This is a genomic window from Arcobacter sp. ISO1 (assembly GCF_058105185.1).
Map to the genome: position 1 here is coordinate 1,529,056 of NZ_CM176573.1, position 13,625 is coordinate 1,542,680.

The 13,625-nt window shown below is 24.3% G+C and carries 13 protein-coding genes; 7 read left to right on the forward strand and 6 right to left on the reverse strand.

All coding sequences use genetic code 11. The annotated features are described in order from the left end of the window. Nucleotides 1-58: 58 nt before the first annotated feature. Complete coding sequence (locus tag AC2TY9_RS07560; RefSeq protein WP_489780336.1) at nt 59-694, reverse strand: hypothetical protein; 636 nt, start codon at nt 692-694, stop codon at nt 59-61. A gap of 1 nt (nt 695) precedes the next feature. Further along, nucleotides 696-1,091 carry a hypothetical protein gene (locus tag AC2TY9_RS07565; protein WP_489780337.1) on the reverse strand — a complete coding sequence of 132 codons (396 nt, stop codon included), beginning with the start codon at nt 1,089-1,091 and terminating at the stop codon, nt 696-698. Between the two features lie 160 nt (nt 1,092-1,251). Between AC2TY9_RS07565 and AC2TY9_RS07570 the strand changes: the two genes are divergently transcribed. The 7 genes from AC2TY9_RS07570 to AC2TY9_RS07600 all read left to right on the forward strand — a co-directional run bounded on the left by AC2TY9_RS07570 (nt 1,252) and on the right by AC2TY9_RS07600 (nt 7,718). Continuing rightward, nucleotides 1,252-2,409, forward strand: a complete 1,158-nt coding sequence (locus AC2TY9_RS07570; RefSeq protein WP_489780338.1) for a hypothetical protein — start codon at nt 1,252-1,254, stop codon at nt 2,407-2,409. Nucleotides 2,410-2,579: 170 nt separating this feature from the next. Then, complete coding sequence (locus AC2TY9_RS07575) at nt 2,580-3,536, forward strand: SMODS domain-containing nucleotidyltransferase (RefSeq protein WP_489780339.1); 957 nt, start codon at nt 2,580-2,582, stop codon at nt 3,534-3,536. A gap of 9 nt (nt 3,537-3,545) precedes the next feature. Then, the gene (locus tag AC2TY9_RS07580) at nt 3,546-5,189 is read left to right on the forward strand and encodes a ThiF family adenylyltransferase (RefSeq protein WP_489780340.1); all 1,644 of its coding nucleotides are present in this window, start codon (nt 3,546-3,548) and stop codon (nt 5,187-5,189) included. Further along, nucleotides 5,189-5,659: a Mov34/MPN/PAD-1 family protein gene (locus tag AC2TY9_RS07585; RefSeq protein WP_489780341.1), complete on the forward strand. Its 471-nt coding sequence runs from the start codon at nt 5,189-5,191 to the stop codon at nt 5,657-5,659. Before AC2TY9_RS07580 ends, AC2TY9_RS07585 begins: the two co-directional genes overlap by 1 nt. Continuing rightward, nucleotides 5,646-6,467, forward strand: a complete 822-nt coding sequence (locus AC2TY9_RS07590; protein ID WP_489780342.1) for a DUF6602 domain-containing protein — start codon at nt 5,646-5,648, stop codon at nt 6,465-6,467. Before AC2TY9_RS07585 ends, AC2TY9_RS07590 begins: the two co-directional genes overlap by 14 nt. A 22-nt stretch (nt 6,468-6,489) precedes the next feature. Beyond that, nucleotides 6,490-7,158: a DNA/RNA non-specific endonuclease gene (locus AC2TY9_RS07595; RefSeq protein ID WP_489780343.1), complete on the forward strand. Its 669-nt coding sequence runs from the start codon at nt 6,490-6,492 to the stop codon at nt 7,156-7,158. A gap of 2 nt (nt 7,159-7,160) precedes the next feature. Then, a complete protein-coding gene (locus AC2TY9_RS07600) occupies nt 7,161-7,718 on the forward strand; it encodes a hypothetical protein (RefSeq protein ID WP_489780344.1) in 558 nt (185 codons plus the stop codon). Between the two features lie 52 nt (nt 7,719-7,770). Here AC2TY9_RS07600 and AC2TY9_RS07605 read toward each other — a convergent pair whose 3' ends face one another. Genes AC2TY9_RS07605 through AC2TY9_RS07620 form a run of 4 tightly spaced genes read right to left on the reverse strand, consistent with a single transcriptional unit; the run spans nt 7,771 to nt 13,580 of the window. Continuing rightward, nucleotides 7,771-9,144 carry a tyrosine-type recombinase/integrase gene (locus tag AC2TY9_RS07605; RefSeq protein WP_489780345.1) on the reverse strand — a complete coding sequence of 458 codons (1,374 nt, stop codon included), beginning with the start codon at nt 9,142-9,144 and terminating at the stop codon, nt 7,771-7,773. Next, the gene (locus AC2TY9_RS07610) at nt 9,128-9,586 is read right to left on the reverse strand and encodes a hypothetical protein (RefSeq protein ID WP_489780346.1); all 459 of its coding nucleotides are present in this window, start codon (nt 9,584-9,586) and stop codon (nt 9,128-9,130) included. The genes AC2TY9_RS07605 and AC2TY9_RS07610 overlap by 17 nt, the downstream gene beginning before the upstream one ends. Beyond that, nucleotides 9,586-11,532: a site-specific integrase gene (locus AC2TY9_RS07615; RefSeq protein ID WP_489780347.1), complete on the reverse strand. Its 1,947-nt coding sequence runs from the start codon at nt 11,530-11,532 to the stop codon at nt 9,586-9,588. Before AC2TY9_RS07615 ends, AC2TY9_RS07610 begins: the two co-directional genes overlap by 1 nt. Continuing rightward, on the reverse strand, nt 11,532-13,580 hold the full coding sequence (locus AC2TY9_RS07620; RefSeq protein ID WP_489780348.1) for a hypothetical protein: 2,049 nt from the start codon (nt 13,578-13,580) through the stop codon (nt 11,532-11,534). Before AC2TY9_RS07620 ends, AC2TY9_RS07615 begins: the two co-directional genes overlap by 1 nt. Nucleotides 13,581-13,625: the final 45 nt, after the last annotated feature.

Consider the following 13,625-nt stretch of genomic DNA (forward strand, 5'->3'; position numbering starts at 1 on the left):
ATTACATTTTATCATTAGCAGAGTTAAAGAATCATTTTTATTATTTTATTAATATTTATTAACTGTTTCTTGTAAAGTCATTCAAGATAAATACATCATTTCCAAAATGTACAATATTAGATATCTCATCAAAATTATTAAAATATAAATAATAATGTTTCATAGGAATATTTTCAAATTTTATAAATAGCTTCCAATCTAAAACTATCTTATACCTGAATTCATTAGTTTGTTTTTTATCTTTAGAGTGTTTACTCTTTGAAATGTCTGATATTGAGCCACATTCAACTTTTTTGCCTAAAAAGTTTATTCTATATATTTTGTGTATTATACCTTTGTTATCTTCTCTAATTTTCTTTCGTTCTTGTATTGATAAAGCTACTGAAACTTTAAAATTTATATTACCAATTTTATAATTATATCTTTTAAAACCATATGCAGTAACTAAAAGTAAGGAATCATCAGTTTTTTTAATGATTGCAATAGCACCTCTATAAGCTATTTTATATGAGTTATTATCTTTTTCTGAGATATGATACTTTTTATCAATTTGCTTTACTAGGTCAATTAAAATATCCTTCTCTATTGGAGTATAGTGCTTTCTTCTTTTAATTGCGTGTTTAGAAATTGATATGTTTATCTTACCATTATATTGTATATCTTTATTCAATTCCTTTGATAATTCGCTACTCAAATTATTTCCATAACCTTGAACTATATGGACCTTTTAAAAATTCTTTTTCTGTTCTAACAATCATTCTTTTAATTGCCATAGATTCTAAGCCTTGATCTTCTAAAGATGAAGTGTCTTGTACCATTGAAACAACTCTAATTGCTTTAGATCTAGCTCTATCTTTTCTTAATTGTTTGACAGATTTAATTTCTTTTCCATAAGAGTTAAGTCCTAATATTTGAGTTGTTTTTTCAATTGAATCTTTTGAAGTGAAATCTGAATTTAAAAGTCTTATAACATCTTTTTTATCTATGTGGGTTACTTTGTATAAATTCTGTAAGTCTATGCCAACTTTATTTGCTCTTCTCTTTATTTTGTATTTCAATGATGGATTTATTCTTATTTTACTTTTACTCATTACAGTACTCATATGATTTTTTATATCATAACACATTTAAATATAATGCTCAAAAAAAATAAATACATTAATTAGATTACAAAATGAAATATTTATCATGATACTATTAAAGAGTATGTATAATTATTATATTAATTAATTATAGAGGAATAGGAATATCATGACTAGAACTACTGGATTTTTACTTGGAGCAGGGGCTTCTTATGAATTAGGATTACCTCTAGTTGATGAATTAACTATTGAATTTAAAAGATCAATTTTGAGAAATTGGAATGCACCTTATTATAAAGTTTCTAGAAAGATTGAAGACGTTTTATATCCCTTGTTAAATGATAATTCTATGAACTATGAAGATATTATTGGAAGAATAGAAGTGGAGATAAATCGTACTAGAGGAAATAATCAACTTTATCAAGAATGGTATGCAGTATTGGGAAGGTATTTAGAAGCAGTTTTTATCCTTCTATTAGAAAGACACACTAATAATGAACAATTTATCAATGAAAGATTATATCTGCTAGAAGAAATTAAAAACTTTTGCTCAGAAAAACCACTTTGGATTTTTAGTTTAAACCATGATCTAATAATTGAAATAATTGCAAAACATTATCAAATACCACTAAAGTGTGGTTTTAATACATATAAAGAAATTTCTGGAATTAAGTTTGAAGAGTTATCTAGAGAGGATATGGAAAAGAATAGATTTAAATTTATTTATAATGAAGCAGGAATTAATCTTGTTAAACTACATGGTTCTTTAGATATATTTACTTACTTAGATGGAAAAAGTTATTTAAAATTAGCACACAATATTGGGAATGATAGTAGCCTAATAAAAGGTATAAATCAACTTATTTCTAGTGATCCTACTATAAAACAAGGTGTTAAATGTACAAATGAAATTACATATTATGATGAAAATAATGTTTTACAGTTTTTAAGAATGACAATTATGTCGGGAAAACATAAATACTCATCAAAAGTATCTCATAATATGGATGATTGGTTTTTTAAAATCTTTAAAGGACATATAAATTATGTTAATGAGTTGTATTGTATTGGGTACAGCTTTCAAGATAAACACATAAATAGTGTAGTTTATGATTGGCTAGCATCTTCTAATGATAGAAAGTTAATCATAGTTAATCCATATATTAAAGAAGTTCCAAATGATTTTAAACATATTTCAGATCAAGTAGAAATACAAAACAAAGGTTTTTTAAATTTTTTAAACAAAAAAAATAAAAAGATTGATATAAAATTCAATCAAGCTTTTCGAGATTTATCTAGAAAGAAACTTATTAAAAATAGTGTATGAATATGATATTATAAATTATTAACTAGTGAATGAAGGTAAGAGAAATAGAATCAGTAAAAGAAAAAATAGAAGACTTTTTCAAAAATGATAAGTATAAAAACTTGAGACTTTTTGGATGTGTTCTAATTGGTTGCTATGTAATAGATAAGATATGTAATAAAGGAGATAAATTGTTAGAACCTAAAGAAGACTATTTACAAAGAGTGTTAGACTCACATAGAATGAAACATATTGATGGGTTGTTATCTAAATATAAAGATAAAAGAAAAGAGGTAAAAGAGTTAATTGAAAGTACCTATAAAGGGAAAATATATAATCCTCTTAATTCAGGTTCTTATGCAAAATCTACTGCAATTAATTGTAAGTTTGATTTAGATGTTGTAGTGCCATTCAAAAGAAGCTCTTTTAATACACTTGAAGAACTATTTGATGATGTATATGAACTTCTTTATGAAAAGTATTATGATGTTGCAACAGTTAGAAAACAAAAAGTTTCAATAGGTATTGAATTTTATTCAGATGAAGATGGAGATGTTATTAATTTGGATATAGTTCCAGGAAGAGAACTAAATGAAGATAAATATATAGAAGACAAAAAGTTAAATTTATATATTAACTCACAATTTGGTCTACTTGCTGAAAACACTTATATTCAAACAAATATTGATGCTCAAATTCAACATATTAAAGCTAAACAGAATGAAAGAAAGATTATCAGATTATTAAAAATATGGAAATATAGAAATTCAGAAAAGTATAAGTCTTTTTTAATTGAATTAATAACTATAAAAGCTTTTGATAAATCATATATTAATGGCAATTTATGGGAACAATTAAAAAGTGTAATGGAGTATATAGAAAATAATGTGAATCAAGAAAACTTCACATTAAAAGATCCTGGTAATTCAAATAATAATGTTATTGAAACACTTACTGAATATGAAAGAGAAGAATTCTCAAATGATATGAGAAGAATTATTAAAAATATTGAAGATGATGAAAATGATATAAAAATATATTTTCCGATGAATGAAGAATTTGAAGAAGATAATTCAGAAAATAGATATGGAGTAAAAGAAGGAAGTGCTTCACTAGCTTCAGTTCCACCAGATACTAGGTTTGGTTGAAAATAGTTTATGATCAATAAAGAATTAATTGGAAAAACAATATCTTCAATAGATTTTGTATCTGAACTTTATTATTTAGAAGAGTATGAACTATTTTTAAAAGGAAAAGTCCAAATTAAATTTGATGAATTACCCAAAGGGTTAGATTTTGAATTTATAATAACTGCACAGTACCCATTTAAAGATAGAGATAATGAATCAATTAAGTTTATTAATGAAGATTTATTAAATTGTAATCATGTAATGGAAGGTGGAAATATATGTATTCATACATCTCATAATACAAATATAGAAAAAAAGTTAATTATTGATTTTAACTCTTTAAAGGCATGGATTTTAAAATATTATATAAATAAAGACCATGATCTTAATTATGAACATATTATTGTTCCTGAATTCCTAATAGAGGGGAGATATGTTTCTTTTCTATTTACAAAGGTAGAGTATTCTTTTCAAAAAGGTGACTTTGGTGATGTCTCTTTAATTAAAATTAACGAAGCAATTTATAAAAAAGAAGTTAATGAAAATTTTTTAGTTAAAAGTTTTAAAATAAATAATATAGAACTTTTTTGTCAATTTAACAAACATTATATAGATTCTGAAGATACTGCAAAAGGTTTATTTTACTTTATAAAAGAACAACCTGTAAAACATAATAGATTTATTCTAAAGAATTGGACAGATTTTCAAGGTTTATTTTCACAAGAGTTTTTAAGATTTCTATATGATTTAAAAAAAGAGAATTTAAATATTCCTTTATTTATTGGTTATAGAACAGTAGAAAATGAAATTCATTGGCAAGTTGCTATTATTGATCTTGAAAATATGCCTGTAAAGAGAACACGTCTAGTAGTCATGACATCAAAAAAATGGAATTATCAATTAAAAAATGAAGAAATAAATTGGGCAATAACTAGGGATATTTCTTACAACTATTTTTTTGGAAGAGGAGCATTTTCAAATAAATTAACTAACAGTAAAATATTAATAATAGGTTTAGGTGCAATAGGTAGTAATGTTGCAAAAACGCTAACAAGGGGTGGTTGTAAAAATATTAATATTGCTGATTTTGATGTTAAAGAAATTGAAAATGTATGTAGGTCAGAATACTTTTTTCAACATGGACTCACTGATAAAACTTCAGAATTAGTGAGTATTTTAAATGCAATCTCACCTTTTGTTAATGTAAATGTTATAAAAGATGAATATTTTGAATGGGTAATGAAATCTTTTTATAATGATAATGATGCAAAAGAAAGTTTGATACAAAATATAAATGATTATGATATTGTATTTGATTGTAGTACTGATAATGATTTAATGTATATATTTAACTCGTTAAAACTAGACTGTGAAATTATAAACTTATCCATAACAAACCATGCTAAAGAGTTAGTCTGTGCTTTTTATCCTAATATCTATGACTTTGTAATCAAACAATTCTCCAATATATTAAATAATGATACAGAAAATTTATATGAGCCAACTGGTTGCTGGAGTCCGACATTTAAAGCTTCATATAATGATATCAACACCTTAATCCAAATAGCATTGAAACAGATTAACTTAATTTTTAATAATCATATAGAAAAAAGAAATTTTGTAATTAAATCAGATTCAACTTCAGCAAATGTAAAAATAAAAGAGTATTAATGGATTTTATAAATAAAAATAAAGAGCTTTTTTTATCTATAGAAGATGAACTATTAAATAGACTTACTGATATAGCAATTAAGAACTTTCCTAATGAGTCAGGAGGTATATTAATAGGTAACTATTCATCAGATTTTAGAACATTATATATAAAAGATTTTATAACTCCCAAAACACAAAAAAAATCGCTTTTCTTTTATAAAAGAAGTGTAAGTAATTTATCAGAAACATTAAAAAAACTATATAAAGAAAAAGGACAATATTATATTGGAGAGTGGCATTCCCATCCAAATGGAAATTCAATGTATAGTAGGACAGACTTAAATGCTATGATTTCGATAGCAAAAAGTGAGACTGTTAATATAAAAAACCCAATACTTTTAATTTTGGGAATAAAGAAAAGTAACTTGGAAGAGTTTTCAATTTATTTTTATAACAATAAAGGATTACATAGATATGAACAAAGTTAGTTTAGAATCATTATTTGATGGTTTACAAAAGCAAATGACTGCACAATTAAATACGAATAGAGAATTTATAAAACATCCAGGTTCAAAAGGTGATGCTCTTGAGAACGCATGGATTGAGTGGCTACAAAAATATCTTCCAAATAGGTATAGTGTTGACAAAGCTATTGTTATAGATCATGAGGGAAATACAAGTGATCAAATAGATATAGTAATTTATGACAATTGGTTTACTCCATTTATTTTTTCTCAAAATGGGTTTCACTATATACCTGCAGAAGGAGTATATGCTATTTTTGAAGTTAAACCTGAAATAAACAAAGAGTATATTGAATATGCAGCAGATAAAATCAAAAGTGTTAGGCAACTAAAAAGAACATCAACCAATATGATTAATTCTGGTGTAAAAATGAATCCAAGACCTTTTACAAAAATAGTAGGAGGTATTTTAGCTACATCAAATAGTTTTACTCATGAAAATAATATTACATTAGAAAAACATTTAAAAGCTCAATCTGGATTAAGTGCTTTAGATATTGGTTGTATTGCAGATTATGGAAGTTTTTATATTGACTATAATGGAGAAGAAAATACTGATTTAAGAGATAAAGAACAGTTTGAAGAAAGATATTTTAATTACTATAATACAAGAAGTGTAAACAAGATAATTTTTAGTTCTACTGAAAATTCTTTAGTTACTTTTTTTCTTCAATTAACAAGATACCTTCAACAAGCTATAGGAACTGTATCGGCAATTGATTTAAATGCATATTCTTCTTCAATTGGTTTCCCAATAGATCAAGAGTTATAATTGAATAATAAAAGGCTTAACTATGAAAAAACAATTACTAATAATTCTACTGCTTTTAACAAGTATTTCTTATGCAGCATCTTTAGAAGATTATGTCGATACAAAACAATGTGACCAAATTGTTGACAAACAACTATATAAAATCTGCTATAGCTATAAATATAAAGGTGCATTGTCTGGTTGGGTAACTTTGTATGGAGATAAGGTTAATACTAAAGACGATATTAAAAAAAGGCCTAGATTTTACAATGAAAAAACTATACCTATGAAATATAGAACTAAAAACAAAGATTACACAGGATTTGGTAAAAATTGGAACAGAGGTCACTTTATAGTTGCAGATGCAGATTTTGATTATGATAAAAAAGCATTAAATAAAGCCTATACAATGGCAAATATAATACCTCAAAGTGCACCAGTCAATCAAAAGACTTGGATAAAGGTAGAAAGATATGGAAGAACTCTAGCTCAAAAGCTAGGATATATAAATTCTATATCAATAGCTAAATATGATAATCGTAATAACAAAATAGGAAATGATATAGTAATACCAACAACTCTATATAGAATATATTATAACAATGATGCAAAATTTGAGAGATGTTTTAAATATGAGAATAGTTTAGATGCTTATAGAAAAAATGATAGGTTAAGAGATCATGAGATTGAGTGTGGAGTATTGAGAAGATAAAAATGGATAAGATTATATATAAATTAATTGAAAAATATAAAAGTATTGAAGAAAAACAAGAATATATGGAATATATTTATGATGATATTGAGATATTAAAACAGACAGGAATAGATCTATTGACAGAAGTTCCAGTACTTCCAGCATTATGTGCACTAATGAGTGCGAGATGGGCATATATATTGAATGAAAATTATTCAATTCCTGCCATTGTTGTAGCAGGTGACTTAAAACTTTTAGGCAATACTATATTTAGCTGTAATAGGAATTTACCTACTGATATAAACTTAGATACAAATATTAAAGATATATGGGATGGTCATTGTTGGATTGAGATTAATGGTATTGTTGCAGATATCTCAATTTTTAGAACAGTAGGAGAACAAGATGAATCTTATATTTTAAATGAATACTTTTCATCACGTTTTGGTAAAAATAAAGGTGCCTTAATAGCTAAAAAAAATTACATACCACAGGAGTTAGAATATATTCCAAAATATGTTCTGTCAAATGCACAAATTGAAGCATTAAATAATGGACTAAAAGAATTAGTAAAGTAATGTAAAGTCAAAAAATGACTTTAAGTGAATTGTTTAACAGTTGATTCTTAAATTATTTATTAAATATAGTTGAAACAAATCCTCTTTTTTCTGCATATCTTATTAGATCAAATTTATCTTCATTAAAATTATTTGAAAATTCAGCTAATGCTTCTTGTTTAACTAATTCTTGTGCAGGTATTGATTCTAAAAAACTTTCTAGAGGCATTATTGTATTATTATTTGTAGTATTGAGTTTCATAACTTTTAGTGCAGTAGCTAAATATTTATAAACTGTATCTATAGAAGTATGACCAAGTTTTTCTCTTAATAAAATAATAAATAGAGGATTAGGTGTGATTCCTGTATTTTCAATTTTTAAATTTTGACTTTTAGCAAAATCTATTAAACTCCAAGTAGCAAATGTATGTCTTAACCAGTGTGACGTGATATTGATATTTCTACCCATGGCTAAAGATGATTTTTTAAATGCAATTAAAACATCATGATATTCAACTTTCTTACCTTTTTCTGTTATCCAAAATACATTTTTATCAGCTGGTATATTTAATTTATTACATCTATTATTGTAAAGTATTTTTCTTTTATTATATATTCTTGCAAGATATTCTTTTTTAATTCTAATTATAGTTCTTATTGGTAAATCAAATTTTTTTAGGTCACCACCTTTTGATATATAGTCAACTTTAATTACATCATTTATATCTTTTTTGAAATTAATATATTTAAATAAATCTTTAAAATCTAATTCTTTAATCTCCAAAGCAGCTGTTACTCTTAATCCAGTTTCTACCATTAGGTATGCAATCATTTGGAAAACTAGATCTATTGATAATAGTTTTTTTTCTAATTGTATATATTCTATTCTACTTAAGGCATGATAACTTTCTTTTCTTGGAGAACTCTTAACTTTTAAAGACCATACTTCATTATAATTATTGGTGGTATTTCTATTGTCTAGATGGTTTAAAAAATTATTATAGTAATTCTTGGGTGTTTTTTTTGTACTTAATATCATATTATGATTTATACCTATTTTCTTCATAAATTTATAAAATTTGAACCATAAAGATAACTTATAGTTCATTGCATTATTACTAATAGCTTTATAATTATAATTTTCATAATCTGGAATATTGTGGTTTGACCAACATAACATGGCATTTCTTATCGTTAAAATATCAGATTCTAAAGCTTTATCCCATGTTGTTCCTAGATCAAATAAGTGTCTATATAATTCTCCAATTATGACAGCTTTATTTCTATGTGATTTCAATCCAGATATTTTTCCATTTATCCCTCCATAAAGTAGTTCATTCGTAAGAAATTTTGCAGAAGGTATATCTATTTTTCCATTTAAGAATAAATATGTAATTTCACGATTAATAATATTTGGATGCTTTACTTTTTTATAAGTTATTTTCATTTTTTAATCTCACAATCTCATTATAATAATCATTTGCTTCAGATCTTAATTTTTCATTTACTTTAGTTAATGTTTCAATTCTTTTATTGAGCTGGTTTTCATTGTATAGAAGTTCTGAAATAGTAGTTAATAATCCATTTATTTCATTATTGAGATTTTGTACTTTAATGTTTATTGAATTTTTATCTTTAGAATAAGTCTTTTTATGAAGTTTTATTGTATTGACTAATTCTTTAAACTCTGGGGAAATTGGCTTCTTTAAAGTTTGTAGGCTAATTTTTGTTGAGAAATATTTCGAATATTCAGAAGTATTAGCAAAGTCAACAACACTTTTATATGTAACAAAGTTTTTTTTAGGAGATGATTTAAATATTAACCGATCAACTGCCTCTTTCAAAGCAGTTAATTTTAACTCTCTTTCTTTTTTAGTTTGTCTAGCCATTATACTATACCTTTATCTTTTTTATATTGATTAACAATTTTTAAATCATTATTTGAAAGAGAAAAACCTTCTGACTCTTTAAAAAATTTATTTTTATTAAGTCTTTCAATTAAGTTTTTATCTATATTTATTGTTTTCATTAATTCTTCAACATTTGATTCTAGTAACAATGAATTAGAACAATTAGTTCCTGTACATTTAGAAGGGAAAGGTAATTGTATATCATTTTCTTCGAGATTAAATCCTCTTTGACATTGCATCTCATTAGGTTTTGATAAATCATGTACACATAATGAAATAGGTGTTTGAATTATTGCAAGTTGTCCTTTATTCATAAGTCCAATCATATTATTTTTTAAGATTTCAGTAAAATCATCTGCATAACTACCTAAGTAAGTATAATTCTTCATAATCATATTTCCTATATGTCCATATAATTTATTTCCTTGTTTTAATTCATCAGTAACTTGTGTTATTAATTGTTGAGAACTATCTCTATAATAATCATATAATGAATTTTTAATTAAATCATTAAAATGTGCTAAGTAATATAATGTCATTGTAGGATTTGTATGACCTAAAAAAGTTCGTGCTAGTTCTAATCCATCTTTTTCATTAAGAAAAGCAATAAGAAAAGCAATTGCATGTCTAAATTGATGTGCCATTGGGTAATCAGATACTTCATTTTTTAAAGCAAAGTTTTTTATATTATTTGATAAGTTAAAGTTACCTCTTGCATTATTATAAGCGATAGAGTTTAAAATCAGTTGACCTTCTTTTTTACCATCTATTAGCTCACTTTTTAAAGATAATAATTCTATTACGTTTTTTACAATAGAAGGTATGGGCATTTTATAATTGTATCCTTCTGAAGTATAGGAAGTTTTAAATATTATTCTTTTAAGATGAAAATACTCATCTTCTTCTATTAATGGATATCTATTTAAGGTAGCTAGCTCTCCCACTCTCATACCAGTTAAAAATAAAATTAATATGATACTAGCAGTATCTACATCTCTCATGAATTCAACTAAATTTTGTAATATTGTATATTCTTTGTTTAATTGTTTTGATTTTTTATTTATTTTTTGTTTGAAATTATTTGATTTATAGTTAGTATAACTTGTACTTTCTCTTATAGTTCTTTGTATTTTCGCTAAACTAGGAAAAGTAAAAGTGTAATTGTTAGTTTTAATGCTATTATATAGATAATAAGTAGCTTTATGATGTGAACTCTTACTTTTTACAGATAAATACAATTTAGTTACATAAAGGTACTCATTACTATATTTTTCAATAGTTTCCATTGCTATTTTAATTAGAATTTTTAATGATTTTAAATCATAAGGTCTTCTTTTACTTCCTAATGTTTTTTCTCTTTGTTTTTCTTTTGAATAGTCTTTTTTAATAAGTTTGTATATTTCTAAGTTTAATATACTTTCCGTATCAATCTTCATAAAGTATGGCAAATAATAATTTGATAAAATGCACCATTCTTCAACTCTTCTTACGTAAGCGTTTACTGTTGTAATAGATAAAGATTTATCTTTAACCTTAGTATATAGATATTGAAAAAATAAATTGAAGTCTTCACATTCTAATTTACTTGTATGTGATTTGATAGGTAAAACTTTTTCTAAAAGGGTTAATGTTCGTCTTAAAGTATCAAGATAAGAGTAGTGACCACTTTTTGTTACTTTTAAATTTAAAAAACCAGTATATTTATAGAATAACATTAGTTTAAATAAGATATTAATAGCTTTAGAATTAAATTTTATTTCAGCAGACATTATTTTTTGATTATTACCTAGAATAAGAATATTTTCCTTATTATTTTCCATTTTAATAGTGATTATACTAGTAAAGTCTCTAGTTGAAAATAAATTCTCAATCTCAGCTATATTAGTACAACTTTTTAGTTTATTATTAAAGTTTTGATCATTCATTAATTAGCTTCTTTCATTTTTCTTTTAAATTTATATTTAAGTATATTTTCATGTTTTTTTGAATTTTTTATTGAATATTTTTTTTCTTCTTCTGTAAATGAATTAAAGACATCTAATGCTACACTATAATCAGAATAATATTCTTTCTCCCAATCTTCTATTCGAAGAAATTGTTCTTTTTCTTTTTCCATAAATGTAATCCATGCATATATTATTTCTCCATGTACAAATGGAAGAACATATGCTTTATCGCAGTAAGCTAAACATTTGAACCAATCTGTGCAGACTTCATCTTCATTAAGTTTTCTTGTATCATCATAGAAAGGTTTCTTATGGTCTAAGCAATTTGCAAATAAACCTTCAAACAGCTCAACTTTCGTGGGATTTTCTCTATTTATAATACCTTTAAATGAATTTACAATTAGGTTTTGACTTCTTGCAATATTATAAATTTTCTGATTTTTCCATTCTACATTATTTTCATAAGAACTTTGAATATCAATATTTTTATGTCCCATTTTTATTTGTCTTTCGTATTGAGATAATCCTCTAAGATAGTTTGCATAGTTGAAGTATGGACGCAATCTGCTATGCTGTATGCTAAGTACTCTTTCACCTTTTTTATCGAATATTGGATATTTCTTGAATAAGGAATCATTTGTATTTAGATAAGCTAAAATTGAATTGTTGTTTAGCCTTTTTTTTATTTTTATAGGTGTTAATGTTAAATATTGAATAAAATCAGAACTAGTAGATTTATCATATATAGGTTTTAGACGTTTTAAGTAGAAATCTATAAAGTTCATTTGTATACTATTGTTTGATATATGAATACTTTGAATAGAGTTTCCTCTATTTTTTTTTGAGTTTATTGTCAATCCAATCGAACTTTTAATTCCAATAGTATATTCATCTTTATTTATTTGGATATTATTAAGTACTTCTGCATTTAATCCTTCTCTTATCAATAAAAATAGAAAGAAAGGATATATTTCATAAATATTAGGTACTAATCTTTTTTTAAATTCATAAAAAGGCTTATTAAACATATAACCATACTTTGTAATCAAATTTCTATTATCAATAAAAATATTCTGATATTTTTTATTTAATTTTTCATTAAATGGATAATCTGAAAATAGCTCTCTGAACCAAAAATAATAGCTTTTCTCATCTACAATATTTATATCTGAACCAAACTTTTTATTTATTAGAAAACCATCTGTTTTTATATACTCCTTTAAATTTATATTATAAATCTCATTTGATATTTTATTTAATGTTCTATTTTTTGACTGAGTTGTTGTAGAGTTATATTTTTTATTTGTATAGTAAGTATAAGAAAGGTTTTCTAAGCTAAAAAGATTAATCTTTTTATATTCAGTTTCCCATTCCTCTGTTTCTGAAACATAACTAATTATTTCTTTAATCTCTTTTCTACAATAATAGTCAAGTTGATATACAATAGTTGTGGGTAGAGCTAGTCTTGATTCATTATTTTCATTTTCTTTAAATCTAATAGTATTAAAACCAGGTATGACTTTTTCTAATAAAGATAAAAACCTTTTCATATCTGAAACTTTTGTCTTGTGTGGAAATTCTTTAATTATATAATCATATAAATCATATTGATTAATTTTAGTAAAATCAGAAGGTTTTTCAAATTTAAACTTTTTTTCTATTCCAAAATTGAAAATAGTTTCAATTGAAAATATTATATTTCTAATATATCTTTCATTAAATAAAGAATCTTTTGATTCTAAAATACTAAATATTATTTTTTGTATTAATTTAATCTTATCTGGAAATTTATCAAAAAGTAAATTATTGTTTATTTGTTTTGCTTTATTAAAATATTCATTTCTTTCTTTTTTTGATAAATACAATCTTTTTATTTTGTTATCAATAGATCCAATAATGTAATATCCGTAATGTTCTTTTGCAAATCTTTTTGAGTTATTATCATATAAGTGAATATGCAAATTTTTATCATCAATATTAGTAATGATATTTTTGTGATTAAATTTAAGTTTTTTCAAATTAGCCATAACTATTTCCTATTTTATATTATATATTATAATTATACTTTTTTA

Excerpts from the sequence above, each read along its gene's own strand:
- AC2TY9_RS07565 (WP_489780337.1), bottom strand. The coding sequence starts at position 1,091 with ATGAGTAAAAGTAAAATAAGAATAAATCCATCATTGAAATACAAAATA.
- AC2TY9_RS07570 (WP_489780338.1), top strand. The coding sequence starts at position 1,252 with ATGACTAGAACTACTGGATTTTTACTTGGAGCAGGGGCTTCTTATGAA.
- AC2TY9_RS07580 (WP_489780340.1), top strand. The coding sequence starts at position 3,546 with ATGATCAATAAAGAATTAATTGGAAAAACAATATCTTCAATAGATTTT.
- AC2TY9_RS07585 (WP_489780341.1), top strand. The coding sequence starts at position 5,189 with ATGGATTTTATAAATAAAAATAAAGAGCTTTTTTTATCTATAGAAGAT.
- AC2TY9_RS07590 (WP_489780342.1), top strand. The coding sequence starts at position 5,646 with ATGAACAAAGTTAGTTTAGAATCATTATTTGATGGTTTACAAAAGCAA.
- AC2TY9_RS07595 (WP_489780343.1), top strand. The coding sequence starts at position 6,490 with ATGAAAAAACAATTACTAATAATTCTACTGCTTTTAACAAGTATTTCT.
- AC2TY9_RS07600 (WP_489780344.1), top strand. The coding sequence starts at position 7,161 with ATGGATAAGATTATATATAAATTAATTGAAAAATATAAAAGTATTGAA.
- AC2TY9_RS07605 (WP_489780345.1), bottom strand. The coding sequence starts at position 9,144 with ATGAAAATAACTTATAAAAAAGTAAAGCATCCAAATATTATTAATCGT.
- AC2TY9_RS07610 (WP_489780346.1), bottom strand. The coding sequence starts at position 9,586 with ATGGCTAGACAAACTAAAAAAGAAAGAGAGTTAAAATTAACTGCTTTG.
- AC2TY9_RS07615 (WP_489780347.1), bottom strand. The coding sequence starts at position 11,532 with ATGAATGATCAAAACTTTAATAATAAACTAAAAAGTTGTACTAATATA.
- AC2TY9_RS07620 (WP_489780348.1), bottom strand. The coding sequence starts at position 13,580 with ATGGCTAATTTGAAAAAACTTAAATTTAATCACAAAAATATCATTACT.